The organism is Streptomyces sp. NPDC026659, assembly GCF_040638245.1.
Classification (GTDB): domain Bacteria; phylum Actinomycetota; class Actinomycetes; order Streptomycetales; family Streptomycetaceae; genus Streptomyces.
Window position 1 is genome coordinate 389,582 of sequence record NZ_JBEZXY010000003.1, and the last position, 26,892, is coordinate 416,473.

The following is a 26,892-nucleotide window of genomic DNA, read 5'->3' on the forward strand; positions in this document are numbered from 1 at the left end:
GCGGCCTGTGAGGCGTCAGCGCGCGTGCGCGAACTCCGCCATGCCCTCCGCGAACCCGACCTCCGGCTTCCAGCCCAGCTCGGCCCGCAGCCGGGAGGAGTCGGCGGTGACATGGCGTACGTCCCCGAGCCGGTACTCGCCGGTGACCACCGGCTCAGGGCCGCCGTACGCGGCGGCCAGCGCCCGCGCCAGCTCCCCGACCGTACGGGGCTCACCGCTGCCGGTGTTGTACGCGCTCAGCGTGCCCGGCCGCTCCGGCGCCTCCAGCGCGGTCACATTGGCGGCGGCCACGTCCCGCACGTGCACGAAGTCGCGCCGCTGGCCCCCGTCCTCGAAGACCCGCGGCGCCGCACCGCGCTCCAGCGCCGAGCGGAAGAACGCGGCCACCCCGGCGTAGGGGGTGTCGCGGGGCATCCGGGGGCCGTAGACGTTGTGGTAGCGCAGCGAGAAGGCCGTACCGCCCGTGGCGCGGGCCCACGCGGCGGCCAGATGCTCCTGGGCCAGCTTGGTCGCGGCGTACACATTGCGCGGATCGGCCGGGGCGTCCTCGCCGACCAGGCCGGGCACCAGCGCCCGGCCGCAACGCGGGCACGGCGGCTCGAAGCGGCCCGCCGCCAGGTCGGCCTCCGCGCGCGGGCCCGGCCGTACGTCACCGTGGACCGGGCAGGCGTAACGACCCTCGCCGTACACCACCATCGATCCGGCGAGCACCAGCCGCCGCACCCCGGTCCGGGCCATCGCGGCGAGCAGGACGGCGGTGCCGAGGTCGTTGCGGGAGACGTACTCGGCCGCGTCGGACACCCCGTCGCCCAGTCCGACCCGGGCCGCCTGGTGGCAGACCGCGTCCACGCCGGTCAGCGCCCGGGACACCGCGTCCGCGTCGCGGACGTCGGCGCCGGGATCGTCTCGCACGTCGTACACCACCGCTTCGTGCCCGCGCGCCCGCAGCGCTTTCACGACATGGGACCCGATGAATCCGGCACCGCCGGTGACCAGTACACGCATACGGCCACGCTAGGCCCGCGTGCCGCCCGGCTCCCCTCGTGACGTCCGCACGTCACGACTCCGTAAGGACGCGGCTCACCCCGTCCACCGCCACCCCGAGGCGTGCAGCGCCTCCGCCCGGTCGACGGCGATCTCCACGCGGAGCCGCGCCTCCTGCTCGTCGCGGAAGTCGGCGGTGGCGGTGTGCTGGGTGGAGTGCTTGCGGTAGAGGGTGCCGGGCGCGGACTGCATCCAGCCGGGGCTGACCGCCTCGCAGCTCAGCACCAGGGCGCCGTCCTCGAAGGCGGGGAGCGCGGGCCAGCCGCCGAGCAGCCGGACCAGACCGGTGCGGGCGGTCAGGGTGGTGCCCACCACCGGCATCTCGCCCCGCTTGGCACCGTCGAGGAGCGCGCGGGCGGGCAGTGGTCCGGGCGCCGGGTCGTACGGGCCCGGGACCAGGCTGCCGTCGGGCAGCAGATCCAGACAGGGGGCCACGGTCCAGCCGTAGGCGGGGCGGTCGATCAGGACCTCGATGTCCCGGGCGAGGGTGTCGGGGTCGGGCAGCAGGTCGTCGGCGTCGACGCAGCGCAGGAGGGTGCCGGTGGCGCGGGCCAGGCCCAGGGTGCGGGCGCGGGCGGCGCCGCCCTGGCGGCCGGTGTCCTTGGAGATCCAGGGCGCGTCCGGCACGGCGGTCAGCGGGTTGCCGGTGCGGCCGTCCTCCTGGAGCACCCACTCCAGCAGCCAGCCCTCGGGCAGCCGCTGCCCGGCCAGACAGTCGTGCAGCTCGCGCAGATAGGCGTGCCCGCCGTCGTGGACGGGCGTCAGAACGGTGAGCGTCGGCATGGAACGGCGCTTCCCTTCGGCGGGCTCGGTGGCTCGATGGCCCTGTGGGCCTACGGCTCTACGGACGACGTCGGCGGAACCGCAGCGGTTCCGCCGACCTCATCGTGCCCTCTGCGCCCTGCCCTCGGAGGCGCTGCCCTGCCCTCGGAAGCGGCGGTCAGCCGCGCGGGGATGTTTCACGTGAAACGGGCAAGGTTTCACGTGAAACACCGAACGGGACATCTCCGGCCAGCGTGATCCGGTGCATGACCCGGTGCTGGTCGCCGTAGTCGCGGTTGGCGTAGTGCGCCGTGCTGCGGTTGTCCCACAGCGCCACGTCGCCCGGCTGCCAGCGGTGCCGCACGATGTGCTCGGGCTTGGTGAGGTGGGCGTAGAGGATGTCGAGCAGGCCCCGGCTCTCGTACTCGGAGACCCCGGCGATGTGCGAGGTGAAGCCCGGGTTCACGAACAGGCCCTTGCGGCCGCTCTCCGGGTGGACCCGGACCACCGGATGCTCCACGGGCACGAGTTCGGTGACGACCTCGCCGTCCCAGAGGTTGCCCTTGCCCTGCCGACGCTGGGCCAGGTAGTAGCCGAAGGCGCGGTTGCCGTCGTGGACGGCGGTGAGGGTGTCGAGGTGGGCCCGCAGGCCCGGCGACAGCGACTCGTAGGCGAGCTGGCTGTCCGCCCAGGTGGTGTCGCCGCCGTGCGGCGGCAGGACGACCGCGCGCAGGATGGAGATCGCGGGCGGGCGCCGTACGAAGGTGACGTCGGTGTGCCACACGTCGGAGAAGCCGTTGTCCTGGCTGTCCAGGGCGTACACCTCCGGCGCCACATCGCCGGAGTCGTGCACCGGGTGCCCGGCGGTGACCTCGCCGAGGCGCCTTCCGAACTCGATCTGCTGGGCGTCGTCGAGGTTCTGGCCGCTGACGAAGAGCACCTTGTGCTCGACCAGGGCCGCGCGGATCGCGGTCACCTCGTCGTCGGTCAGCCGGGCCAGGTCGATGCCGTCGATCTCGGCGCCGAAGCTCGGCCCGAGCTTGGTCAGCGGGAGTTGGACGGCGGTGGCGGGAGAATGGTCGCTGGTGATGCTCAACGGGACTTCCTTTCCTGGGGTTTCGGAGGGTGGCTGTGATGGGTGGTGCGACTGTTTCCGTACGGTCGGGATCAGGCGGCGGCGGACTTCACCGCGTGCGAGACCCGCGCGCGCAGCTCGGCGAACTCCCGTGACTCGCGCAGCGCGTCGGCGGCCACCCCCTCGCGCGGGAGCGGCACCGGCAGATCCAGGGCGACGGTTCCGGGGCTCTTGGACAGCACGACGATGCGGGAGCCGAGGAACACCGCCTCGTCGGCGGAGTGGGTCACGAACACGGTGGTCCGCCCGGTCCGGGAGGTCACCTCGCGCACGTCCTCCTGGAGCCGTTCCCGGGTCAGCGCGTCCAGCGCCGCGAATGGCTCGTCCAGCAGGAACAGCGGGTGCTCGGCCGCGAGCGCGCGGGCGATGGCCACGCGCTGGCGCTGACCGCCCGAGATCTCCCACACCCGCCGCCGCTCGGTGCCGCCGAGCCCGACCCGCTCCAGCAGCTCCGCGCGCCGCTCGGCCCGGCGCTCGCGCTCGACGCCCGCGTAGCGCAGGGCCAGATCGACGTTCCCGCCGACGGTGCGCCAGGGGAACAGCCGGGGCGTCTGGAACACCACCCCCGCCGCGTGACCGGGCCGGGGCTCGGCGCCCGCCACCCGCACCGCGCCGCTGGTGGGCCGCTCGAACCCGGCGATCAGCCGCAGCAGCGTGCTCTTGCCGCAGCCGGAGGCACCGACCAGGACCAGGAACTCCCCGGCGGGCACGGTGAGATCGACGGGCCCGACGGCGGTGAAGGCGTCGCGCCCCTGGCCGTAGCGATGAGTGACCCGGTCGAGCCGTACGGCCTCGGCGCCCTCCGTCCGTACGCCCTTCTTGGACTCTTCAAACAGCTCACTCGAGGCCATCGGGCAGTCCCTTCAGATAGAAGGCCGAGCGAACGGCCCGCTCGGTGGGGGCGTCGTCGATCTGCTTCTGACCGGCCAGGAAACGGCCGGTGTCGACGACGTAGTCGAGCAGCTTGCCGGGATGGCCATCGGTGCCGAGCCAGTCGGCGGACGCGACCTGCTCCGGGGTGAGAAAGACACCCTGGGAGAGCTGCGCCCTGGCGTCGGCGGTGCTGATACCCAGCTCGGTGGCGACGTCCCTGACCGAGCCGTCCGGGTCGGACCTGAGCAGCCGCAGGGCCTCGGCCTCTGCCTTGCGCCAGGCGTCGACCACCTTCGGGTCCCTGGCGATCAGGTCGTCCGACACCACGGCGAGGTCGAGCGTGGGCTTGCCCCCGGCGCCGATCTCCTTGCTGCTGGTGAGCTGGGTGCCGGTCTTGCGCAGCTCGTCCAGCGTCGGCAGCCAGACGTACGCCGCGTCGATGTCCCCGCGCTGCCAGGCGGCGAGGATCGCCTGCGGCTGGAGGTCGACCAGCTTCACGTCGGACGCCTTGAGCCCGGCCTTGTCCAGCGCCGCGAGCAGGCTGTAGTGCGAGGTGGACGCGAACGGCGTCGCCACGGTCCGCCCCTTGAGCCCGGCCACGTCCTTGATGCCGAGCTTCCTGCGCGCGACCAGCGCTTCGTTCTCCCCGGCCACGTCGAGCACGAACGCGACCTTGTAGGGGATCGGCGAACTCCCCGATATCCCACGCGCGAAGGGGCTGGAGCCGAGCGCCGCGATGTCCAGCGACTTGCCGAGGAACGCCTGGTTGACGCTCGCGCCCGAGTCGAACTTGACCCAGCTGACCGAGTAGCCGGGCAGCGCCTTCTCCAGCAGCTTTCTGTGCTTGACCAGCAGATCGCCGCTGGGGAAGGCGAAGTAGCCGATGCGCAGCCGCTTGCCGCCGCCCTCGCCGTCACTGGCCGAGGAGCACCCGGTGACGGCGAGGGCGGCGGTGCCGAGCGCACCGGCGAGGAGCAGCCGGCGGGAGGGGCGGGAGAGGGAGGAGGACATGGCGCGACCGTTTCTCTGACGGGGAGGGACAGCGGATCGAAGGAGAGGGAAAGGGGAGTTCAGTCCCGCCCGCGCCACGGCACGACGGCGCGTTCCAGCCGCAGCAGCAGGGTGTCGATGACCAGCCCGGACACCCCGATGGTGATGATGCCGACGAGCACCACGGGGGTGTTGTTGTAGTTGGCGGCGTCCTTGACCATGCCGCCGATGCCGGGCAGCCCGTTCACCAACTCGGCCGCCACCAGGGAGGAGTAGGCCACGCCGACGGCCAGCCGGACGCCGGTGAAGGTCTCCGGCAGCGCGGACGGCACGATCACGTCCTTCACCACGTCCCACCGCGAGGCCCCGAGCGCGCGGGCCGCTTCCACGAGCGCGCGCGGTACGGCCGCGACGGCCGCCGTGGTCGACACCGCCACCGGCGGGAACGCGGCCACCGCGAGCAGCGTGATCTTCGGCTCCTCGTCGATGCCCAGCCAGATGATGAGCAGCGAGAAGTACGCCAGCGGCGGCAGCGTGCGCAGGAAGGTGATCCAGGGCTCGAACAGCGCGCGCAGCGGGCCCACCGTCCCCATCAGCAGCCCGAACACCACCCCGGCGACGATGCCGAGCCCGGCGCCGAACGCGATGCGCCGCAGGCTGATGCCCAGGTGCTCGACGAGCGTCGTGCCGTTGTAGCCGCGCGTCCCGTCGTACGTGGTGGACACGTCGACGAACGCCTTCCACACCTTGGCGGGCGGCGGCACCAGAGTCTCGCTCCAGGTCCCGGCGGCCGCCACCGCCTGCCACAGCGCAAGGAAGAGCAACAGCGACCCGACCGGCAGCGCGAGCCGCCGCACCCGGGACCACACAGCACGCGCACGCCCGCCGTCGGGTACGCCGACGGGCACGGCTTCGGACAGGGAACGTGTCGTGGACACAGGAAACCTCCCCACGGCACCGGACACCGGCGCTGGAGATCAAAAGGGGGCCGAACCGGCCGCGACCCCTTACGGGTACGGCAGGCTCAAGAGCAAACGAGAGAAGAACGCAACGCCGACCGCGCGGGAATCAGCAACATCCGCGCCGGCGGGACAAGTTCAGCGACAACACGCGGCCGGGCGTCGGCACAGGTCGATGACCAGGCGTCGCACCAACGGCTCGTGATTCATGGCGCCCATTTGTACAGCAGCCGCCCCCACCCATCAACAGCCCGCCCACTCCGTGGACAGCCCGTCCCCTGTCGGAGCAGCGCGCTCGCCTTCGTCCACCGGAGCGCGCCGCGCGACCACGACACTCGCGTCCCGCTCCTCGCACTCCACCACCCGGGCGTCCAGCCCCGCGGCGGCGAACACGCCACGCGTGAGCGGAGCCTGCCGCTCACTGGTCTCCACGAGCAGGTGACCGCCGGGCGCCAGCCAGTCCAACGCCCCGTCCGCGACGCGCCGTTGAGCGGCCAGCCCGTCCGGACCGCCATCGAGACTCAGGACCGGCTCATGGTCACGGGCCTCGGCGGGCAGGGTGGCGATGGCATCGCAGGGAACGTACGGAGCGTTGGCCACCAGCAGCTCGACCCGGCCACGCAACACGGCCGGCAGGGCGTCGTAGAGGTCGCCCTCGTGGACGGACGCCCGGTCCGCGAACAGCGCGAGATTGCGGCGCGCGTACGCCGTCTGCACCGGGTCGATGTCGGCGGCGTGCAGCTCGGCGCGCGGCAGCCGTACCGCCAGCGCGGTGGCCAGTGGCCCGGCCCCGCAGCACAGGTCCACGACCACGGCCGCGTCCCGCCCGACCCGCAGCGCCTGCTCCAGCAGGAACTCGGTACGCCGCCGGGGCACGAACACCCCCGGCCCCACCGCGATCCGCAGCCCCCCGAACGCGGCCCAGCCGACGACGTGTTCCAGGGGTTCACCGGTGCGGCGCCGCTCGACCATGCGGTCGACGAGTCCGCCGGACGCACCGGGCCCTGCCGCATCGAGGATCATCGCGGCCTCCTCCTCCGCGAACACACACCCGGCGGCGCGCAGCCGCGAGGCGACGGAGGAGAGGGAAGGAGCGGAACCGAGAGAAAAGGAAGAAGTATCAGCAGCCGTACGAGCGGCATCCAGCAGCGTGTCGTCCACGACGAGCCCTCCAGAAGGGAATCCCGACCATTACCGCGTTGATGGGACTCACCTCCTCGGGCCGTCGCCGGCGGAGTGCCGACGAATACGCGCGCCAACTATAACGACGCCCTCTGCCCGGGGCACCCGATTACCGAGCCCGCCGGACGCCCCTCTGACCGTCCCTCATATCCGCTCACTCTTGTCACAGGCATGCCATACGCTGCCCTCCACGCCACCATCCACGCACCCACACCCGGTGCGAGGGGGGACAGGTGGTGTTTCGTCTTCGTCCGGGGAGCACCGGACATTCCCATGGGGGTTCACATCACTGTGCGCAGGCGCAGCATCTCGATCGCGACGGCGCTCGCGGTAGTTCTCGGTTCCGCGGCCCTGACGGCGGGCGCGGCCGGTACCGCGGCGGCGGACTCCGCCAAGGTCCTGCCGGTGACGTCGGTCGGCGACATGATCGTCGACGGCGCTCACCAGCGCGTGTACGTCACCGACCCGAGCAACGGCAGGATCGTCGTCACCGACTACTCCGGCACCGTGAAGGCCACGCTGGCCGGCCTCTCCGGTGTGACCGGCCTCGCGCTTTCCGCCGACTCCGGCCAGGTGTACGCGGCCGTGAAGAACAGCGACCGGATCATCGCGGTCGACACGGGCACGTACGCCCAGACCGCGAGCTACCCGGTCGGCGCCGCCCCGAGCGACCTGGAGGTCGTGGACGGCCGCATCTGGTTCAGCCAGAACGCCGACTTCGGCTCGCTGGACGTCTCCGGCGCCGAACCCGTCGTCCGCCTCTCCCAGCGCGGCGACGTCGGCTTTTCCGACGGCTACGGCATGTTCCTCGCCGCCGACCCGGCCGTCCCCGGCGTCCTGGTCGTGGGCAACGGCACCAACCTCGCCGTGTACGACGTCACCGCCGACGGCGCCACGCTCCGGGCCAAGGGCCGGATGGAATCCGGCGTGAAGCAGCTGGACCTGACACCGGACGGCCGCCAGGTCCTGACCTCCTGGGGCGCCGGCGACGGTTACTCCATCGGCGCCTACTCCACCACCGACCTCACCCAGGAGACGGGCTACCCCGACGACGCGTACCCGAACGCCGTACGGGTCGCTCCCGACGGCACCGTCGCCGCGGGCAGCTTCTCCTGGTACGAGCCCGACGTCCACATCCACCGCCCCGGCGACCCGGTGCCGGTACGGACCTACGACTTCCCCAACACCGGCAACAGCAGCGGCGCCGACACTCTCGTGGCCGGCGCGCTCGCGTGGGCGCCGGACTCGAGCCGGGTCTTCGCCGTCTCCGAGAACACCTACGGCAGCCTGACCCTGCGCACCCTGACCGACCCGGTCAAGGAGTTGCCCACGCTCACGGTGGCCGCCCCCGCGAAGGCGAACCGCGCGAAGAAGCTCACCGTCACCGGCAGGCTGGCCTCGAAGACGCTCCCGGCCGCGGGCACCGCCCTGACGGTGACCCGTACGGACGTCGAGTCGCCCAAGGGCAGGACGCTGGCCGCCGCCAGGACGAAGGCGGACGGCACCTTCTCCTTCACCGACACCCCGCCCGCCGGCGGCAAGGTCACCTACAAGGTCTCCTACGCGGGCGACACCGCCCACGCCTCCGCCGCCGCCTCCGACGCGGTCACGGTCTCCCGCCAGGCGACCTCACTGAGCCTCGGCAACAACGGCAAGCTGTACGCGTACGGCAAGGACGTCGTCTTCACCGCCCACCTCGGCACGACGTACAAGAACCGCACCGTCTCCCTCTACGCCGACCCCTTCGGCTCCGACAAGCCCAGGAAGCTCCTCAGGACCGCCAAGGTCAACTCCAAGGGCAACGTCTCCGCGACGGTCGACATGACCCGCGACACCACCGTCACCGCCGTCTTCTCCGGCGACGCCCGCTACGCCGACAGGACCGTCAAGTCCGTCGCGTACGCCAGGGCCAGGATCTCCACCGCCGTCTCCCACCACTACAAGACCGGCCGGATCGGCTCCCAGACCTACTACTACTTCCACAAGAACACCGACCCGGTCTTCACCACGACCATGAACTACTACAAGGGCCGCAGCCAGCGCCTCGAGCTCGCGGTCTACTACCAGGGCACCTGGCACCAGACCGCCGCCGAGTACTTCGCCCTCGCCCCCAACGGCACCTCCGCCGTCCGCCTGGAGGCCCCCGGCGAATCCGGCATCCGCGCCCGCATCCGCTCGTCGTACGTCAACGGCACGTCCGGCGACAACGTCAACTCGACGACATACGGGGCGTGGACGTACTTCACGTTCACCAAGTGACCTGATCCGGAACGGGTACGGCCTCGCACACGGCGGGGCTGTACCCGTTCCGGCGTGCGACTACCAGGCCAGCGCGTCCGCCGCGTTGTCCTGCCAGTACGTCACGGTGGCCGCGCTGTTGAAGAAGGCGCCGCCGTTCGGGAGGTTCAGGGTCTTCTCCTTGCCGGTGCCGCCGGCGTTCCTGTCGGTGAAGTACACGCCCAGGGTCTTCTCGGTGCCGCCGCCCTCGCCGTCGGGGGAGTACGTCAGGATGCCGGCGTACGCGGACTGGCCGGGCTTGAGCGTCACCACGGCCTGCGGCTTGGTCTCCTCGGCCCACGCCAGCGGGGCCTGCGCGTCGGCCCCGGCCCGCAGGAAGGGCGCGTAGTGGGCGTTGCAGGTCTCGGTGCCGGTGTTGGTGGCCTTGAGCAGCAGGTGGTTGATCGGGCGGGAGACCTCGGTGACGGTCAACTTGGTGTTCGCCGTGGTGCACGTGACCGTGGACGCCTTGGCGGTGGCGGAGGCGGTCGCCCCGGCGGCCTGGACGCCGACGAGTGCGAGCGCGGCGGCGACGACCATGGAGGAAGCGACGCGGGAAGCGGGACGAGTGGCGATACGCATGAGTCGACTGCTCTCTCTGTGCATGGAGTGTGGGTCCGAGCGCGCCCGGAGCGCGGCCCGTGAAGCGGAAACCGAGCGGGGGCCGTCACCGTGTCCGGCGGGGCTCCGTGCTTGGATGGCTCAAGCCTGTGCCACCCGCCGTCCCACCCGCCATTCCATCGGGAGTTTCGGGACGCTGGGATGCTCGCACCGGCTCTGACCTGGGGAAACGTGACCTCCCTGGGATGCCGAACGGAATGGGGAACCGGTGGGGGCGGCTGACGAGAACGACGGTTTCGCCGCGCTGTTACGCGAGTTGAAGCAGCGCTCCGGGCTGAGCTACGAAGCTCTGGCGAAACGTGCGCACATGAGCACCTCGACGCTGCACCGGTACTGCAAGGGGGAGGGCGTACCGGCCGACTACGCGGTCCTCTCCCGCTTCGCCCGCCTGTGCGGGGCGACCCCCGAGGAACTGGTCGAGCTGCACCGGCGCTGGGTCCTCGCCGACGCGGCACGGGAACGCGGCCGCCGGGCCGCGACGGACCCGGCACCGGACTCCGCGGACGGGACGGCGACGCCGGCGCCGCGGCCACGCGCGGGAGAGCCAGAGCTCGTGCTCGAGCCAGAGCCAGAGCCCGAGCCGGAGACCGCGCCCGCGCCCAGCTCGGCGGACGAGCCCGTGGTCACCCCCACCCCCACCCCCCGCCCGCTCCTCCGAACCGCCCGCAAACGATGGATCCCGATCGCCGCGGCCGTGGCCGCCGTCGTCGCCGTGTCCACCGCGCTCGTGCTCGACCCGAAGGACTGGGGGTCGCAACCGACGGCGGAAACCCGTCCGACCGGCACCGGCACCGGCACCTCCTCCGCCCGCCCGGGCCCCACCGCCCCCACACCACACCCATCGAGGTCGGCGTCGGCGTCGCCGTCGCCGTCCGAACGGCCGAGCAGCTCCCCGTCCCCGGCCTCCAGCACACCCCCCGCCAAGGCACCGGCACCCGGCACGGGCCCGACCCGCACCACCCCCGACGTCCCCCTCACGGTGAGCACCCGCACCTACGGCTGGGACGACCCGCAGTGCGAGGCGAAGTACCTGATCAACCGGCCTCCCGCCCAAGTGGCGCCCCCGGTGATGGGACAGGACGTGCCGGGCTGGGTGACGGCGCACGGCGCCGTGGCCGCCGACGAGCAGCGGGTCGCGCTGACCGTCCAGGGCACCGGTGACGAAACCGTCGTCATCGAGTCCCTGCATGTCGTCGTGGTCGACTCGAGCGCACCGCCCGCCTGGAACGCGTACCTGGGCTCCACGGGCTGCGGCGGGGGCGTGGAGACGAGGTCCTTCGACACGGACCTCGACGCCGTCCACCCCGTCATCGTCCCGAAGGCAGGCCAGCGCGGCTTCCCCTACAAGGTCAGCCGGTCCGACCCCGAGGTCCTCTACATCACCGCCCACGCCGACACCCACGACGTCAGGTGGTACGTGGACCTCCAGTGGAACAGCGGCGGCCGCCAGGGCACCATCCGCATCAGCGACCACGGCATCCCCTTCCGCACCAGCGGCAGCCGGGGCCGCCCGGTCTACGAGTACCTGGTCGGCGGCACCCACTGGTACAAGAACGCCGAGAACTGACCCCACGACGACAGACGGCGAGGGCCCGGGTCGACGACCCGGGCCCTCGCCGTGTACCACCGCGCTCGTCAGCCGACCGGCACGGTCACGGTGCCGGTCTCGCCGTACGGCGAGTAGTTCCCGGCCGCGTCGTAGGAACGGGCCCGGTACTCGTAGGTGCGCCCGTCGGACGGCAGCGCGTCGCAGACGGTGGCCGTGGCGGTGTAGAAGCGCGGGTCGAAGCCCTGGTGCAGGACGACCGACCAGGTGCCCGCCGGCGCCTCGCGGCGCTCGATCTCGAAGCCGTTGAAGTCGCGGATCGGGGCCGGTGTGCTGTCCGACGCGGTCGCCCGGACGCCGCCCGCGCAGATACCGAGGGTCAGTTCGGGGGCGCGGTAGGGGGCGATGCCGTCGGGGATGCCGAGCCAGAGCTCATTGGCGGCGGTGGCGTCGAGCCCTCGCGCACCGTAGGTGGTGGTGCCGCCGTCATTGGTGACGAGGACGCGGTAGTGACGCCACTCGCCGTCGGGGGTGACGGGGTTGGTGGTCCAGGTGTGGCCCTTGGTGGTGCCGAGCTGGACCCAGACGTTGTAGCCGTTCACCACGTCGTAGCTCAGGACCGTGTAGTGGTCGAACTGCGACTCGGTGTTCTGCGGCCAGTTCAGCGTGACCTTGCCGGTCGCCTTGTCGTACGCGCCGGTCAGGGACGTGACGACCGGCAGCGGCCGGACGATGGTGTCCGCGCTGCCCGCCGACGTGTTGGCCGCCTTGTCCGTGGCGCGGACCTCGTAGTAGTACGGCGTGCGGTCGTCCGGGTTCACGAGGGGATCGGTGTAACTGCGGGCGGTGGTCGTGGCGACCTTCGTCCAGGTGCCGGAGTTCTCGGTACGCCGGTAGAGGGAGTAACTCGCCAGATCCATCTCCTTGTTGGCGGACCAGGAGACGGTCGTCCTGCGGGTGGTGGTGTTGTAGGCGGTCTTGACGCCGGTGGGCGCGAGCGGCTTCGTCCGGTCGTACGTGGCCGAAGTGCGGGGCGCGTACGTGTACTTGACCTTCGCGGCGCCGCCCCAGTTCACGTAGTCGACGCGGAGGGTGTGCCTGCCCGAGGGGACGGTGAGGTTGACGCTCCTGGCGCGGGCAGTGTTGCCCGTGCCCGTCCACAGGTCGATCTTGCGGACGTTGTCGAGGTAGACGCGGACACCGTCGGTGGCGGAGGCGGCGAACGTGAACGGGCCGCCGGAGCCGAAGTCGCGGGTCACCGACCAGCGGACACCGAAGTTGTCCGCCGGCATGCCGGAGAAGGGCCTGCCCGACCAGTTCTGGTCGATGGCCCCGTCGCAGTCGGTCCGCACCGGCGAGCCCGAGAACGAGGTGTTCTTGAAGAACGTCCGCTGGTAGACGTTGGCGGAACAGGTGACACCGGCTGCTGCCGCCTGCGGGGCGGCCGCGAGCAGGGTGCCGAGGACGACGGCGGACATGGCACCACCGGTCACGGCGGCGACGAGATTCTTCTGGCGCACGGGGACCTTTCACGCTGTGCGGGCAGGCGTACGGCGTGGAGACCCACCAGGCGGGAGGAAGGTTGCACGCGGCGCCCCCGGCTACCATCGCCGGGTGTTGAGTGAAGGCGGCCCCACGAGGAGGGTCCTGATCACCGGCGGGGCCGGTTTCATCGGTTCGCACCTGGTGCGGGCGGTTCTCGCGCCGGACCGGCCGCTGGGTGCCGTGCGGGTGACCGTGCTGGACAGCCTGACCTACGCCGGGAACCGGGAGAACCTGGACGCCGTGCGGCATCATCCGGGGTTCCGTTTCGTGCGGGGGGACATCACCGACGCGGTGGTGGTCGACCGGCTGATGGCCGAGCACGACGCCGTGGTCCACCTGGCGGCCGAGTCCCATGTGGACCGCTCCATCGCCGCCGCCCACGCCTTCGTCCACACCAATGTGCTGGGCACGCAGACCCTGCTGGACGCCGCGCTGCGGCACGGCACGGAGCCGTTCGTGCACGTGTCGACGGACGAGGTGTACGGCTCCGTGCCGTCCGGCAGCGCGACCGAGCAGCACCCGCTGGCGCCCAGCTCGGCCTACTCCGCGTCCAAGGCGTCCAGCGACCTGCTGGCCCTCGCCTGCCACCGCACCCACGGCCTCGACGTGCGCGTCACCCGCTGCTCCAACAACTACGGCCCCCGCCAGTACCCGGAAAAGCTGATCCCCCGCTTCGTCACCCGGTTGCTGCGCGGCGAGAACGTCCCGCTGTACGGCGACGGCGAGAACGTACGGGACTGGCTCCACGTCGACGACCACTGCCGAGCTCTGATCGCGGTGCTCACCCGGGGCCGGCCGGGCGAGGTCTACAACATCGGGGGCGGTACGGAACTGACCAACAAGGAACTGACCGGCGCCCTGCTCACCGCCTGCGACGCCGGATGGGACCGGGTCGACCGGGTCGCCGACCGCAAGGGCCACGACCTCCGCTACTCCGTGGACTGGTCGAAGATCCACCGCGAACTCGGCTACGAACCACGGCGCGACTTCGACTCCGGCCTCGCCGAGACCATCGCCTGGTACCGCGAGCGCCACGCCCCCTGAACGGGAACGACCGCACCATGTGGCATGGGCGTGTGTTCACTCTGCACGCCCATGCCATTCTCATCGCCCCGAGCGGGCAGGCGTCCGGTCAGACTGCGTCGAGGGCTTCGGCGATCTTGCGGGTCATCTCGGCCATGACGGGGCCGGCCTTGCTCTGGTGGGCCTGGGCGGCTTCGACCGCGACGAGGACGGTGCGGCGGAAGTTGTCGGCCTCGGCGGGGTCCTGCTTGGTCAGCAGGCCCATGGCCGCGGTCAGGGCCGGCAGGACGCGGTCGGCGATCTCGGCCGCGGACCTGCCCGCGAGGTCCTTGCCTTCGGGGTGTTCGGCGAGCACGTGGCCGACCAGGCCGGTCGCCGAGGCCAGGGCCAGGGAACCGTTCTTGGCGATCTTGTGGGGTTTGTCGGTGGCGCCTACGGAGGCAAGCAGCGTGACGGCGCCGTAGGCGGCGATCCGCAGGGTGGTCTCGTCCTGCTCGGTGAGGGTGATGGACACGGCGCGCTCCTTGGAACGATGGGCAGGGTCGATGGGCGTGGGCGGGGCACCCGCCCAGGGGATCTCCGCCCGCGGCGGGTCAGGCGTCGTCAGTCGTCGATCGCCTGGTAGAGCGTGGTCCAGAAGTCGTGCATGAGCCGCACCGGATCCGGGACGGACGCCCCGACCTGGGTGAGCAGGATGCCGATGAGCCCGTTGACCGGGTCGGCGTACGTCGACGTACCGCTTCCGCCGTCCCATCCGAACTGGCCGATCGGTGCGTAGTCGCCGCGATAGGTACGCACCGCCATCCCGAAGCCCCAGCCGCCGTGCTGGCCCTGGCCGTGGGAGATGTGGACGTTGTTGACGGCCAACTCATGGCGGGCGGCCTGCTGTTCGGGCGTGAGGCGGTTGGTGGTCATCAGCTCGACGGCAGCCCGGGACAGGATCCGCTCACCACCGTGCGAGCCGCCGTTCAGCAGCATCCGGAAGTAGGCGTGGTAGTCGTCGGCGGTGGAATTCAGTCCGCCACCGCCACCCTGGAACGCCGGAGGCGCGCTGTGCCGTCCCCCCTCGGCCGCGTCCCACACCACGAACTCGCCGGTCTGCGGGTCGGGCGCGTACAGAGGCGGCAGCCGGTCCATCTGGCCGGCGGGCACATGGAAACCCGTGTCCTTCATGCCGAGCGGTCCGAAGACGCGCTCCCGCAGGAACGTCTCGTACGACTGGCCCGTGACCCGGGCGACGAGCACGCCGAGCAGATCGCTCGCGATGTGGTACTGCCAGCGCTCGCCGGGCTGGTGCATCAGCGGAAGCTCTCCGAGACGGCGGATCCACTCGTCCGGCTCAGGCATCGGCTCCGGCAGATTGGGGGTGAGCCCCCGCTCGAAGACCGTGTTCATGACCGGGGTGCCCAGCGACGTCATATCCATGCCGAGCCCGAACGTGGAGGTCAGCACGTCCCGCACGGTGACCGGCCGCCGCGCCGGCACGGTCTCGTCCAGCGGGCCGTCGAGCCGCTTGAGCACCTGACGGTCGGCGAGTTCCGGCAGCCATTCCTGCACCGGGTCGTCGAGACGCAGTCTGCACTCGTCGAGCAGGACCATCGCCGCCGAGACCGAGACCGGTTTGGACGTCGAGGCCATCCGGAAGATCGTGTCCCGGCGCATCGGCGCGCCACCGTCATGGCGCATCGTCCCGAGCTCCTCGACATGCGTCTCGTCGCCCCGGCTGAACAGCGCGACGGCCCCGGGAATCCGTCCGGAATCGACATGTCGGGCCAGCACGTCGCGCACTCGCTGCAGCCCTGTCTTGGAGAAGCCTCGGTGCTGGTCGGTGAGACCGATGGACATGGTTGTGTGCTCCTTTGACTCAACGGACGGATGGTGGACGCGGTGCTGTTCGCGTCCGGCCTGGAAGTGAGAGTGATGTGTCAGCAGCCGAGCCGGTCGGCGATCACAGCCAGCACCTGCTTCAGATCGCGTGACATGCGGACCTGCAGGCCGATCTCGGCGATCCCGGCCGCGAACCCGGGATGGTCGGGGAGAACCCGGTGGACGCGATGGGTCACGCGGGTGCCGTCGGAACAGGCCGTGACGGTGTGCACCCCGGCGTACCAGCTCCGCACCGCCAGCCTGGACCGGGCCCGGTCCACCTGGATCTCCACCGGCTCCACCGGCCCCGCGAACTCGGCGCGATACGTGTCGGCGCCGGAGTCGGACACGACGGTCATCGCCCCCTGTCGAGCGGCCGAAGCCCTGGCCAGCACCAGCAGGTTGTCGTCGCCGACCCGCCCCTCGGTGACGGCGAGCAGGAGCGCGGCGACCACGGCGACGGGCGCGGCGAGCGTCCCTTGCACCTCCCATGGGGCGGGGAGCGCGTCCAGTTCGGCGAGCAGGGAAGGCGTGGTGTGCATGCGAGAAGGCTCGTCGCGGCGTCCCGCCAGGGACAGCACCTGCCGCGCCCCCGGGACGGGGGACACCCCACCGACACCGGGCTGACCTGCGCTGATCACGTCGGCGTACAGCTGCGTTGCGGGTGTCCCGGGACGGGACGGGACATCCCCCGGGCCGACTGGACATCCTCGGGCCGGCTCCGGGACTGGCTCAGGACACCCGCGCCAGCCCTGAACGCGCCGTCGACACCAGATAGGTGACGCCGTGCGCGACGGCGATCTCCAGCGCCTGCCGGAAGTGCCGCGCCGCGGCTTCCCGGTCGTCCATGGCCAGGCATGCCTCCGCGTACGGGAGGAGGCTGCGCACCATCCGATGAGACTCGCCGGCCTCTTCGAGCAACGCCATGGCCTCGGCGTGGACGGCCATCGCCTCCTCGGTGTCACCGAGGTGGCGCAAGGCCACGGAGACGTCCGTCCGGCTGATGGCCTCCAGGACCGGATGACGGGTCTCCCGGCTGATCGTGACGGCCTGCTCCGCCAGGTCGAGCGCGGTTCGGGCGTCACCCCGGCCGAGTGCCGACCGGCCGAGCACGTCCAGGCACATGCGTACCTTCTGCCGGTCCAGCTCGCGCGCGATCTCCAGCAGGTCCGAGACGACCTCGTGGGCTTTTCCGTACTCTCCCCGCAGCACCAGGGCCCGCCCGAGGCGTACGCCTATGTACACGCGGACGGCGTCCTCGCGGGGTGGCACCAGTCCGGCTGCCTCGCGCAGGAGTTCCATGGCACCGTCGGCGTCGGCGGCGTACAGCCGGACCTCCGCCAGCTGTTCGACGGCCAGGGCTTCGCCGACGACGTCGCCCTCCGCGGCCATCAGCGTGCGTGCCGCCTCGAGCTCCGGCACCGCCTCCTCCAGCCGGCCCACCCGTAGCAGCGCGGCGCCCAGCAGATATCGGTGAGAGGCGAGTATCCGGCGCTCGCCGAGCGCTTCGGCGGCGGGTCTGCTGACCTCGAGCCCGCGGCACAGCTGCGGCATGCCACCGCGCCGCCCGAGGGAGATCACGAAGGCGTACTGGGCGAGCCCGACGGCGGGTTCGTCGACGCGCAGCTCCACGGCGAGCGAGAGCGTCGCGGTGACGTTGACCCACTCGATGTCCAGCCAGTCGAGGGCTTCGTCATGGGAGAGGTCGGGAAGCGCGGGAGGGCGCTGCGACACGATGACCGGTACGGGCACGACGACCAGTTCGATCACCTCCGTCGTGGCCAGCATGCCGCTCAGGTAGTAGTCGGCCAGCCGGGCGATCGCCGGTCCGGGGTCCGCCGCCGCGTCCTCGGCGCGGGCGGCCTGCCGCAGCAGGTCATGCATCCGGTAACGGCCTGCCGCCGACTCCTGCAGCAGATGGACGTCGACCAGGTCCTCCAGCAGGGAACGGGCGTTGGCCAGCGGGATCCCGGCCAGGGCCGCCGCGCCGTACGCATCGATGTCCTCGCCCGGCACCAGGCCCAGCAGTCCGAACATCCGCCGCTGACCGGAGTCGAGCTGCCGCAGCGACATCTGGAACACGTCCGACACCGCCAACTCGCCCTCGCGCAGCCGCTCCACCAAGGTATCGAGGGTCCACGCGGGCCGGTGCCTCAGCCGTGCGGCGGCCACCCGGATGGCCAGTGGCAGGTTCCCGCAGCGGCGCAGCACCTCGCCGACATCGCCAGGACGAGCCCCGCCCGCGGACTCGACGAACAGCGCCGCCGCCTCCTGGGTCGGCAGGACATCCAGCGACAGCGGCTGGACGTCGTCCAGCCCCACCATCCGCCGACGGCTGGTGATCAGGACGAAGCTCTGACCGGCGCCGGGCAGCAGATCACGCACGTGATCGGCGTCGGCGGCGTTGTCCAGCAGCACGATCGCGCGGCATGCTGCCAGCTCCGACCGCCACAGCGCGGCCCGTTCAGTGACCCCGTCGGGAATCCTGCCGGGCGGCACCCCGAGCGCGGCCAGCAGCGCCCGCAACGCCTCCGTGGGCTCGACCGGCTCCCGGCCCGGAGTGAACCCGTGCAGGTCCAAATAGAGCTGGCCACCGGGGAATTCAGCGGTGAGCAGATGCGCCCCGTGCACGGCCAGCGCGGTCTTGCCCACCCCACCCATACCGTCGATCGCCACCATCGTCGTGGTCCGCGCGGCGCCGAGGAGCGCGGCCAGCTCCTCCCCGCGCCCGGTGAACGCGGTGATGTCGTGCGGCAGATCGTTGCGCACAGGCGCGATCGCGGCGGTGACGCTCGGCTGGGACTCGTTCTTGGCCCGCTCCCACACCTCGCGCAGCGGCCTCGGGTCGCGCCCGGCCGCCTTGCACAACGCGACCACCGTCGGCCAAGGCGGAACGGCCTGCCCGGAGAAGTACCGCGACAACGAGGAACTGCTCCCGCGCACATCACGGGCCAGCTCTCGCAGACTCCGCCCGGTCATATCGCGCAACTGCCGCAACTGTCCCGCTAAAACGTCACGCACGCTTGCCAGCCCCCTCCAGCTTCACGCGAGCTTCACGCGCTGATCCTAGAGGGAGCGAAGTCGACCGAGGCTGGTCCCAGGGCACTCCCGCGCAGATCGCGCGGACGGGGACCCGGCGGGGGGCCAACAGAGATCCAGAGGGAACCGCATCCGATGACCAGGAGACGCCGAAAGTCAATGGTGCGGTTGCGGTGCACACCCCGCCCACCGGTCCAGACAACAATCAACCCCCGGGTCAATGACCTGGGGGTTCGTATGGGAGCGGGTGACGAGAATCGAACTCGCGCTCTCAGCTTGGGAAGCTCCGGTCATCTACCGGCGAATTGTCGGGGTGACCTGCGGTGAAGCGGCGCCAGAGCGGGGCTGACAAGCGAATTGATTACCCATCATTCCCCGCTCTTCCCCGCACGATCTGGCACGGGTGTGGCACGGGGAGCTTCCGGCCCGTAGCTCTGCAGTCAGGGGCGATGCACCCGTGACTCAAGCGCACCGCCCCTGCTGCCCACTTCGAGTTGCGACCTCATCCTTGTCAGGTCGATCACAGACGGCTTGGAGATTCGCCGTTGTTGGTGTCAGCCGTTGGTGTCGGAATCGCCGACCTGCCTTGACAAGGCTCCGGTCATCCTCCCGAGCACAACTGCGGCTACCGCCCGCACGATGATCAGAACAGTAATGGCCACGACCAGCCAGGTTCCCTGATACAGGATGTTGGTCATGGTGTCGCCGTTCATTACGCAGCTGATCACGCAGCCGAGAGCCGCTGTCGCGGTAATCACGGCTTTGTTGCGGCCGTCAGTTCCGCGTGCGACAGTTTGGAGCAGGTGACTCACGACAGCAGTCGTGCCACCGCGATCCGGGACGAGCACTAGTTCCTCCCTGATTGTTTCGAGGGCGCGCCCGATGCCTCTTCCCCAAGAGCGGGCGCGCCCTTCGGCTTTGACGGTCCAAAGGTAGGGCACAACCCGGCCAGCAGATTCCTGATCGGCACGTCACGCAGATGTCGACATGGCGGCCCATCAAAGCCGACTCTGGCTAAGCGGAGTTCTCTAGAACTGCGAAACTCCAGGGCCCTGACCTTGCCTTTCGTGACCCCATACCACATCAGTCAGACATGTGATGTCCGAACCCCACCCTTATGCACCCCTAGGTGCATCTCGAATTTCCTGACATTAGATGCTTTATGAGTAGTGCAAAAAGTGACCGAGATCACATAAGTCAATCCCTGAGGTGAGTCCGTGCCAAGACTGTTCAACGGGGTGAGGTCAACCACTCAGGTAATCTATGAAGGCCCATTGCACCTGTTACCTGTGGATAACTCCTGTTGCATCAGGTCGAGTTGAAGCCCACGGCAAGGCAGCTCTCTGGTTGAGCTGCCATTCGCCTAGCGTCTGGCTTTGCTCTCGCCCTCAGCCATCACCGTCCCCAGCTCCCGTCCCGTACGCCGTCGACCCACACACCGTGGAGCGGGCGTGGCTCATGGCGTCCAGGTGGAGCGCGCCACTGTACGAACGACCTGGACGCCATGGGCCGCGTCTGCTCGGCTCTGCCTGGGTCGATGGCGTACGGGACGGGAGCACCCCACGCTCGCCACGACGTGCCCGCGGGCGGGAACGGCGCCCCCTCCATCCCGGTGCCGGCCGGTCCCCCGCCGGGGGCATCGTCTTGACCGTGGTCCGCTCTATGCAGTGCTCGCCTCATGGCCTCCGGCCCTATCCATGTGTGGGCGCGCGTCGGCGCAGCGCGGGCGGAGCGGGCCGAAGGCAGGAGCGTCGTCCGCGGCGGAGCCGGGAAGCGCGCCCGGCGGAGCGCCAGCGCAGCCGGGGCTTGATGAGGTAGAGAAACCTGTAACAGCCCGCGTTGGCTCACGCGTCGAAGTCGTACTCCAGGATGTACGAGGCGGCGTCCAACGTCATTTCGTTGACCTCTACGGGGCGCCCTTCATCCGCGAACGCGGTACGGCAGATGAGGATGACCGGCGTGCCCGCGGACATGCTCAGCCGTGCGGCCTCGTCCTTCGACGGCATCCGGGAGCGGATCTCCTCGCGGAAGTGCACCGGCTTGTGTCCGAGTTCGGCAAGCCTGGCGTAGGTGCCGCCTGGTCCGGTGTCCTCCTGAGTGATCGCGGACCCGGCGACCACCGACATGGGCAGATAGCTGGTGGCCAGCAGCACGGCCTTGTCGTCTAGGACGAAGCGCCGCCGCCTGACGCACACCGTGTCGTCGTCGCCCAGATCCAGGACAGCGCTGATGTGGTCGGGAGCCGTCTCCTCGGACACGGTGACCTGGTCGACTTCCAAGGCGCGGTTCTCGATGTCTGCGGACCAGATGGACCGGCCGCTGCCCCACTGCTCTTGTGAGAGCCGCTGGATGCCTCGGCGTCGAAGCGGGCGGAAGACTCGAACGAACACACCGGCGCCCTTGCGGGCCTCGGCCACGCCCTCGTCGCGGAGCACGCTCAGTGCCTGCCGGGCGGTCATGCGGGCCACGCCATGCGCGGCCATCAACTCGTTCTCCCCCGGAAGCCGATCACCCGGACCGTACTCGCCCGACTGGATCGCCTCGCGCAGGGTGTCCGCGATCCGCTGGTACTTCGGCCGACGGTCGTCGTCGGTGTTGGCCATTCCGGAGCCCTCCTCTCTTCTCTAGACAGCCTAGGCCATAGCTAGGTCGCCTGCTCTTTGCGTGTGACCGCGATCGAGGTCAACCAACATCTCTATACATCTCTCTTGACATCTCTAGACAGGTGACGCCAAGCTGAAGATGTCTAGAGAGGTCGCGAAGGGTGGCCTCCCAGAGCGAGGGATGTGCTGTATGCCGTCGTTCAAGATCGACGTTTCGACCGCTGTGGTGTTCGTGGCGACCGCGCCGACGCCGAAGCTGGCGAACGCCAAGACCGGTGAGCGTGCGATGGACCGGGAGACCGGGGCCCCGCTCTCGACCGTGGGTCTGCTGGTCTCCGACGAGGGAGAGGGCAACCTCTACCAGGTCACCATCCCGGAGACCGGCTACCAGGAGGGTCTGACGCCGGGCACCCCGGTTCGGGTGGTCGGGCTGAAGGCGCGGGACTGGGAGAACGAGTTCAACGGGCAGAAGCGGCACGGGATCTCGTTCCGCGCGGTCGCGATCACCCCGGCGGTCTGACCATGACCGACCTGTCCACGGTGCTGGAGACCACTGGCGTCCTCGCGGGCGCTGGCGGTCTCGGGTACGCGAAGGTGTACGCGCCGCGTGTGTATTGGTCTCTGGTAGGTCTGCCAGTGACTTGGGGCCGGTTCACGGTCTCCTACCGGTCCACGATGGATGTGTGCGGGCTGACGGTTCAGCCGTCCCGCCTGCGGGCGTTCCTGGCCCGGAACGTCGCCCACCGTGAGGTTCTGCCGGTCCCGCCGAAGGTGCGCCGGGTCCGGGGGACCGCGACCGGGCTGCGGGTGACGCTGCGCCTGCCCGCCGGTCTCGAACCGGCCGACCTGGTGGCTGCCTCGGAGCGGCTGCGTCACGCCTGGGGCGTGCACTCGGTGACCGTGGCGGAGACCAAGCCCGGCCACGTCGAGCTGCGGATGACCGGCTATGACGTGCTGCGCCGGGTCCGGATGCCGCGCGGGGCCCGGGCTGACGGGCTGGCGGTTCCGGTGGCGCTGCGGGAGGACGGGACCGCGTTCGTGCGGGACTACCGCAAGGTGCCCATGGCGCTCACCCTCGGGGCGAACAACTCGGGGAAGTCGGTCTACCAGCGCAACCTCATCAAGGGCTTGGCGAAGCTGCCGGTGGCCTTGGTCGGGATCGACTGCAAGCGCGGTGTCGAGCAGTCCGCGTACGCGCCCCGCCTGTCGGCACTGGCGACCACGCCCGATGCTTCCGCGTCGCTGCTGGACGTGCTGGTTGCGGAGATGGAGTCCCGGTTCGACCTGCTGAGTCGACACGGCGTCTCCGACATGTGGGACCTGCCCGCCAGTTTGCGTCCCGTCCCGGTCGTCGTCCTTGTCGATGAGGTGGCGGAGCTGTTCCTGATCTCCTCCAAGAAGGATGAGGAGCGCCGGGAGCGGATCGTCACCGCCCTGATCCGGCTCGCGCAGATGGCCCGCGCGGTCGGCATTCACCTGGAGGTGTGCGGGCAGCGCTTCGGCTCCGAACTCGGACGCGGCGCGACCATGCTCCGCGCGCAGCTCACCGGTCGCGTGGTGCACCGGGTCAACGACAAGCAGACCGCCGAGATGGGGCTTGCGGACGTGGCCCCCGACGCTGTGCTGACGGCCTCCATGATTCCCGCCGAGCGTCCCGGTACGGCGGTGGCCACCGACTCGACCGGGGGTTGGGCGAAGATCCGCACCCCGCACACCTCGCGCACCGAAGCTGCCACCGTGTGCCGGGAGTTCGCCCACCTCGTCCCGGACCTTCCCGCCCTCGACCCGTACCGCCCGCACGTGCCCGCGACCGTCCCGGAGCCGGGTCCGCCGCTGGTCAAGCCGGTCCCGGTCACGGACTGAGAGGGGGCTTCCATGGCCACGCGCAAGAAGATCCCGCCGAAGCCGGTCCCCTGCCCCGACTGCGACGGCAGGGGTGAGGTCACCGAGACCGTTCGCGTCGGCGCCCGCAAGGGCCGCGCCACCGATGACCGACAGGCCGCGCTTTGCCTGTCCTGCCTCGGGTCGGGCGAGGCCCCGGCCGGTGGGGAGTGATCGCCGTGAACCGCCCGATCCGACTCGACGCCGTGCTGATCCAAGCCGTGATCGCCGGGGCGCTGTCCTTCGCTCACCTGCATGACCTGGCCGCTGCTGCCGGGCAGTCCGGGTGGAAGGCATGGGCCTACCCCGTCTCCGTCGACCTCCTGCTGGTGGCCGCCTGGCGTCGGCTGCGCGCAGGCCGGGACCGGTCCTCGTGGACCTGGTTCGCCATCGCGCTCACGGCCTCGCTCGGCGCCAACGTCGCCACCGCGGGCCTGCTCGATCTCGACCAGGTGCCCGCCTGGCTGCGCATCCTCGTCGCCGGGTGGCCCGCGCTCGCGTTCCTCGGCGGCACTCTCCTGGTCCACGCACCCCGACCGGACGCCCCACCCGAGGACTCCGAGCCAGAGGCACCGGAAGTCGAGATGCACCGCACCGACACCACCCCGGCTCCGGCGTCTGCGCCCGCTCCTGCGGAGCTGGCTCCGGCCCCGGTCAAGCCGCCTGCTCCGGTTCCCACGGTCCCGGCGGCCCTGCTCGACCACGCCCGCTCCATCGCGGACGCCCACCGCAAGTCGACCGGCGAGCCGATCACCGCCGACGCGCTCACTGCCCGGCTCGGCCTGCCCGCCCCGACCTGCCACGCCATCGTCACGCAACTCCAACTCTCCTGACCCGGAAGGGAGGTTGATCCCGTGAGCGTGTACCGCCGGTTCCGTGACGTGCGCCGCTTCGGCCCGGTCACCGTCGCCACCTACCACGACGGCCGGGGCCACACCCGGCACACCGCCGCCTGCTCCGCCCCCGGCTGCGGCTTCTCCACCGACTACGCCGACCGCTCCGCCGCCGAACTCGCCGCCCGCACCCACCGCTGCAACCCCTGACAGGAGGACAGACCTGATGTTCACCCCGAAGTACCCGCCCACCGACACCGCCCCGGCCGTGCCCGCCCCGGCGCCCACGACCGCCGCGAACACCCCGGCCACCACCACGTCGACCCCGGCCCCGGTCGCTCCGGCCCCGGCGTCGAACCGGCCGGTGGTTCAGCTCACCCCCGGCAGCACCCTGGCGCTCGTCGGCGGCGGCACCGCCGTGGTCCTCGTCGTCGGCGCCGTGCTGGTCTCCATGCTCCTGGCGGTCGCCATCACCGGCGTCTCCGTCGCCATCTGCGCCGTCGTCCTGCGCTCGCTCGTCAAGGACTCGCACAACCACCGCTGAACGGCCCCCGGAGCGGCCTCGGTCGCCAAACTTCCGCCGCTCCGGGCGCCTTCCCACCTTCCAGATCCAAAGGACCCGAAAGGGAAGCCCCATCATGCCTCAGCACGCCCCGACCCCGCGCGTGTGCCGCGACTGCGACGGCCATGCCTCGGCCATGGTCACCACCGGTACCCGCAAGCTCGACGGCACCCGCGTCCTGCTCCGCGTCGACTGCCCCACCTGCCAGGGCACCGGCCACCTCACCCCGGTCTCCGCGCCCGTCGTGGCGCACGCCGGGAGGTGGCAGGCGTGAAGCGTCCCAGCCGCGCTAACCCCGGGCTTCACATCTCCGCCCCGTCCACCGACGAACGCGCCTCCGGCTACGGCCAGTCGCCGAGTCTGCTGGAGCTGTCCGGCAATGTGCCCAGCGAACTGGCCGGACAGCCGAACGCTTCCTACGCGTGCCACTGCGGCGCAACCGCTGAAGCCTCTGGGGTCCGGGGTGTTCAGGCCGTGGTGAAGAGCTGGAACGACCACGGCCGCGCCTGCCCCGAAAAGACCGAGCGTCCTTGGGAGCGCCACGGACGGCTCCTGCCTCCGCGCTCGAACGAGGGGCGGTGACTGCCGTGGCTCTCCTCGACTGGCGCTCGCCCGAGCACTTCGACCACAGCGGCGACAAGCCGTGCGTCCTCTGCGACAAGCCGACCCCGCTGCGCTCCGACCGCGGCAAGCCCGTCCACAAGGTGTGCGCCGAGCAGTGGATCGACGCCCACGCCGACGGGGAGGATGGTAAGTGATCGACACCGCCTCTCCGGCGGGCCTGGACCCGGCCACCCTCGCTGACGTGCTGAGGCTGGCCGGGTCTCCCGGCTTCGACCGCATCCAAGACCAGATCCGCCGCACTGGTGGCTGCACCGACCCCATCCACCTGCAAGGCTCGACCGTCACCCGCGACGCCTCGACCGGGCACGTCCTGCACCGCTACTCGACCGACACCGAGCCCGGCGGACGGCTCCGGATCGCCTGCGGCAACCGGCGGGCCTCCCGCTGCCCCTCCTGCGCCTGGACCTACGCCGGGGACACCTACCACCTGATCCGCGCCGGACTCGTCGGAGACCCGGACAAGGGCACCCCGCACACCATCCGCGACCACCCGCGGGTGTTCGCCACCCTCACCGCCCCGTCGTTCGGTCCGGTCCACAACCGGCCCGGCACCCGGCCCTGCCGCTGCGGCACCCGCCACCCCGAGGACGCCCCGGAGCTGGGTACCCCGCTCGACCCCGACAGCTACGACTACGCGGGCGCGGTGCTGTGGAACAACCACGCCTCCGACCTGTGGCGCTACTTCACGATCTACCTGCGCCGCGAGATCGCCCGCATGGCCGGGCTCACCCAAAAAGCCGCCAAGGAAGAGTCCCGGGTTTCCTTTGGGAAGGTCGCGGAGTACCAGAAGCGCGGCGCCGTCCACTTCCACGCCGTGATCCGCTTCGACGGCCCCGAAGGGCCCGACGACCCGCCGCCGCCCTGGGCCACCGGCGAACTCCTCGACGCCGCAATCCGCGCCGCCGCCGCCCGCGTCGCCGTCGACGTCGACCCCGCCGGGGACCAGCCCGCCCGCACCCTCCGGTGGGGCGAGCAGATCGACGTACGCCCGATCCGCGCCTTCGGGGACGGCTCCGAGATCACCGAACAGGCCGTGGCCTCCTACGTCGCCAAGTACGCCACCAAGGCCGCCGAGACCACCGGCACCGTGGATCGCCGGATCGGCAACAAGGAAGCGCTCGCTCTGCTCGACGTGCCCGAGCACCCGGCCCGGCTCATCGCCGCCTGCCTCGACCTCCACCCGCTCTACCCGGACCGCAAGCTGCGCGACTGGGCCCACATGCTCGGCTTCCGGGGCCACTTCTCGACCAAGTCCCGCCGTTACTCCACCACCCTCGGTGCCCTCCGCCAGGTCCGCGCCGACTACCGCGCGAGCCAGCAACGCGCCGCCCTTGGCCTGCCCGACCCCGACAGCGAAGAGGCCACCACCCTCACCCTCGCGCACTGGGTCTACGCAGGACACGGCCACACCCCCGGCGAATCCTGGCTCGCCGCCAACATCCGCCGCGAGATCACGCAGAACCGCGAAGTTGCCCGCGAGGAACGGCACAACGTGCCCGACCTGGACTCCGAGGGGGAGTGGTGACC

Annotated in this window: 28 protein-coding genes; 13 read left to right on the forward strand and 15 right to left on the reverse strand. The window is 70.9% G+C overall.

Features of this window, described 5'->3' with window-relative positions:
• Positions 1–15: 15 nt before the first annotated feature.
• The 7 genes from AB0E91_RS10660 to AB0E91_RS10690 all read right to left on the reverse strand — a co-directional run bounded on the left by AB0E91_RS10660 (position 16) and on the right by AB0E91_RS10690 (position 6,828).
• A complete protein-coding gene (locus AB0E91_RS10660; protein WP_361778277.1) occupies positions 16–1,005 on the reverse strand; it encodes an NAD-dependent epimerase/dehydratase family protein in 990 nt (329 codons plus the stop codon).
• 75 nt (positions 1,006–1,080) lie between these two features.
• Complete coding sequence (locus AB0E91_RS10665; protein WP_361778280.1) at positions 1,081–1,827, reverse strand: GltA; 747 nt, start codon at positions 1,825–1,827, stop codon at positions 1,081–1,083.
• A gap of 157 nt (positions 1,828–1,984) precedes the next feature.
• Positions 1,985–2,902, reverse strand: coding sequence for a TauD/TfdA family dioxygenase (locus tag AB0E91_RS10670; RefSeq protein WP_361778283.1), 918 nt, complete (start codon positions 2,900–2,902; stop codon positions 1,985–1,987).
• Between the two features lie 71 nt (positions 2,903–2,973).
• Positions 2,974–3,792, reverse strand: a complete 819-nt coding sequence (locus tag AB0E91_RS10675; protein WP_361778286.1) for an ABC transporter ATP-binding protein — start codon at positions 3,790–3,792, stop codon at positions 2,974–2,976.
• Positions 3,779–4,825: an ABC transporter substrate-binding protein gene (locus tag AB0E91_RS10680; RefSeq protein WP_361778290.1), complete on the reverse strand. Its 1,047-nt coding sequence runs from the start codon at positions 4,823–4,825 to the stop codon at positions 3,779–3,781. The genes AB0E91_RS10675 and AB0E91_RS10680 overlap by 14 nt, the downstream gene beginning before the upstream one ends.
• A gap of 59 nt (positions 4,826–4,884) precedes the next feature.
• Positions 4,885–5,712 carry an ABC transporter permease gene (locus AB0E91_RS10685; protein ID WP_361779056.1) on the reverse strand — a complete coding sequence of 276 codons (828 nt, stop codon included), beginning with the start codon at positions 5,710–5,712 and terminating at the stop codon, positions 4,885–4,887.
• 294 nt (positions 5,713–6,006) lie between these two features.
• Positions 6,007–6,828, reverse strand: a complete 822-nt coding sequence (locus AB0E91_RS10690; protein WP_361779060.1) for a putative protein N(5)-glutamine methyltransferase — start codon at positions 6,826–6,828, stop codon at positions 6,007–6,009.
• Between the two features lie 390 nt (positions 6,829–7,218).
• Here AB0E91_RS10690 and AB0E91_RS10695 point away from each other — a divergent pair, with 390 nt between their 5' ends.
• Complete coding sequence (locus AB0E91_RS10695) at positions 7,219–9,204, forward strand: Ig-like domain repeat protein (RefSeq protein WP_361778293.1); 1,986 nt, start codon at positions 7,219–7,221, stop codon at positions 9,202–9,204.
• A gap of 60 nt (positions 9,205–9,264) precedes the next feature.
• Here AB0E91_RS10695 and AB0E91_RS10700 read toward each other — a convergent pair whose 3' ends face one another.
• Positions 9,265–9,804 carry a DUF4232 domain-containing protein gene (locus AB0E91_RS10700; RefSeq protein WP_361778296.1) on the reverse strand — a complete coding sequence of 180 codons (540 nt, stop codon included), beginning with the start codon at positions 9,802–9,804 and terminating at the stop codon, positions 9,265–9,267.
• 247 nt (positions 9,805–10,051) lie between these two features.
• Between AB0E91_RS10700 and AB0E91_RS10705 the strand changes: the two genes are divergently transcribed.
• On the forward strand, positions 10,052–11,410 hold the full coding sequence (locus AB0E91_RS10705) for a helix-turn-helix transcriptional regulator (protein ID WP_361778299.1): 1,359 nt from the start codon (positions 10,052–10,054) through the stop codon (positions 11,408–11,410).
• 68 nt (positions 11,411–11,478) lie between these two features.
• On the opposite strand, the gene AB0E91_RS10710 is transcribed toward AB0E91_RS10705, so the two are convergent.
• Positions 11,479–12,909: a PA14 domain-containing protein gene (locus AB0E91_RS10710; RefSeq protein ID WP_361778302.1), complete on the reverse strand. Its 1,431-nt coding sequence runs from the start codon at positions 12,907–12,909 to the stop codon at positions 11,479–11,481.
• A 94-nt stretch (positions 12,910–13,003) separates the two neighbouring features.
• Here AB0E91_RS10710 and rfbB point away from each other — a divergent pair, with 94 nt between their 5' ends.
• Positions 13,004–13,978 carry a dTDP-glucose 4,6-dehydratase gene (rfbB, locus tag AB0E91_RS10715; protein ID WP_361778305.1) on the forward strand — a complete coding sequence of 325 codons (975 nt, stop codon included), beginning with the start codon at positions 13,004–13,006 and terminating at the stop codon, positions 13,976–13,978.
• An 88-nt stretch (positions 13,979–14,066) separates the two neighbouring features.
• On the opposite strand, the gene AB0E91_RS10720 is transcribed toward rfbB, so the two are convergent.
• The 6 genes from AB0E91_RS10720 to AB0E91_RS10745 form a co-directional block, all read right to left on the reverse strand.
• Positions 14,067–14,471 carry a hypothetical protein gene (locus AB0E91_RS10720; RefSeq protein ID WP_361778308.1) on the reverse strand — a complete coding sequence of 135 codons (405 nt, stop codon included), beginning with the start codon at positions 14,469–14,471 and terminating at the stop codon, positions 14,067–14,069.
• Positions 14,472–14,560: 89 nt separating this feature from the next.
• On the reverse strand, positions 14,561–15,802 hold the full coding sequence (locus AB0E91_RS10725; RefSeq protein ID WP_361778311.1) for a serine hydrolase domain-containing protein: 1,242 nt from the start codon (positions 15,800–15,802) through the stop codon (positions 14,561–14,563).
• An 80-nt stretch (positions 15,803–15,882) separates the two neighbouring features.
• On the reverse strand, positions 15,883–16,365 hold the full coding sequence (locus AB0E91_RS10730; RefSeq protein WP_361778314.1) for a hypothetical protein: 483 nt from the start codon (positions 16,363–16,365) through the stop codon (positions 15,883–15,885).
• A 190-nt stretch (positions 16,366–16,555) separates the two neighbouring features.
• Positions 16,556–18,844: a tetratricopeptide repeat protein gene (locus tag AB0E91_RS10735; protein ID WP_361778317.1), complete on the reverse strand. Its 2,289-nt coding sequence runs from the start codon at positions 18,842–18,844 to the stop codon at positions 16,556–16,558.
• Positions 18,845–19,416: 572 nt separating this feature from the next.
• Positions 19,417–19,674 (reverse strand): hypothetical protein, encoded by a 258-nt coding sequence (locus AB0E91_RS10740; RefSeq protein ID WP_361778320.1) that lies wholly within the window; start codon positions 19,672–19,674, stop codon positions 19,417–19,419.
• A gap of 1,032 nt (positions 19,675–20,706) precedes the next feature.
• Positions 20,707–21,465 carry a GntR family transcriptional regulator gene (locus AB0E91_RS10745; RefSeq protein ID WP_361778323.1) on the reverse strand — a complete coding sequence of 253 codons (759 nt, stop codon included), beginning with the start codon at positions 21,463–21,465 and terminating at the stop codon, positions 20,707–20,709.
• A gap of 190 nt (positions 21,466–21,655) precedes the next feature.
• On the opposite strand from AB0E91_RS10745, the gene AB0E91_RS10750 reads away from it, so the two are divergent.
• The 10 genes from AB0E91_RS10750 (at position 21,656) to repSA (ending at position 26,890) form a co-directional block, all read left to right on the forward strand.
• On the forward strand, positions 21,656–21,985 hold the full coding sequence (locus AB0E91_RS10750; RefSeq protein ID WP_361778326.1) for a hypothetical protein: 330 nt from the start codon (positions 21,656–21,658) through the stop codon (positions 21,983–21,985).
• Between the two features lie 2 nt (positions 21,986–21,987).
• On the forward strand, positions 21,988–23,328 hold the full coding sequence (locus AB0E91_RS10755; protein WP_361778329.1) for an FtsK/SpoIIIE domain-containing protein: 1,341 nt from the start codon (positions 21,988–21,990) through the stop codon (positions 23,326–23,328).
• A 12-nt stretch (positions 23,329–23,340) separates the two neighbouring features.
• On the forward strand, positions 23,341–23,520 hold the full coding sequence (locus AB0E91_RS10760; protein ID WP_361778332.1) for a hypothetical protein: 180 nt from the start codon (positions 23,341–23,343) through the stop codon (positions 23,518–23,520).
• A gap of 5 nt (positions 23,521–23,525) precedes the next feature.
• Positions 23,526–24,179, forward strand: a complete 654-nt coding sequence (locus tag AB0E91_RS10765; protein WP_361778335.1) for a DUF2637 domain-containing protein — start codon at positions 23,526–23,528, stop codon at positions 24,177–24,179.
• Positions 24,180–24,200: 21 nt separating this feature from the next.
• Complete coding sequence (locus AB0E91_RS10770; protein ID WP_361778338.1) at positions 24,201–24,389, forward strand: mobile element transfer protein; 189 nt, start codon at positions 24,201–24,203, stop codon at positions 24,387–24,389.
• A 16-nt stretch (positions 24,390–24,405) separates the two neighbouring features.
• Positions 24,406–24,723, forward strand: coding sequence for a SpdD protein (locus tag AB0E91_RS10775; protein ID WP_361778341.1), 318 nt, complete (start codon positions 24,406–24,408; stop codon positions 24,721–24,723).
• A gap of 94 nt (positions 24,724–24,817) precedes the next feature.
• Positions 24,818–25,015 carry a hypothetical protein gene (locus AB0E91_RS10780; RefSeq protein WP_361778344.1) on the forward strand — a complete coding sequence of 66 codons (198 nt, stop codon included), beginning with the start codon at positions 24,818–24,820 and terminating at the stop codon, positions 25,013–25,015.
• A complete protein-coding gene (locus tag AB0E91_RS10785) occupies positions 25,012–25,323 on the forward strand; it encodes a hypothetical protein (protein WP_361778347.1) in 312 nt (103 codons plus the stop codon). The genes AB0E91_RS10780 and AB0E91_RS10785 overlap by 4 nt, the downstream gene beginning before the upstream one ends.
• Entirely contained in the window at positions 25,320–25,499 is a 180-nt protein-coding gene (locus AB0E91_RS10790; RefSeq protein WP_361779088.1) for a hypothetical protein, read from the forward strand. Before AB0E91_RS10785 ends, AB0E91_RS10790 begins: the two co-directional genes overlap by 4 nt.
• Entirely contained in the window at positions 25,496–26,890 is a 1,395-nt protein-coding gene (repSA, locus tag AB0E91_RS10795; protein ID WP_361778349.1) for a replication initiator protein RepSA, read from the forward strand. Before AB0E91_RS10790 ends, repSA begins: the two co-directional genes overlap by 4 nt.
• The last annotated feature ends 2 nt before the right edge of the window (positions 26,891–26,892 follow it).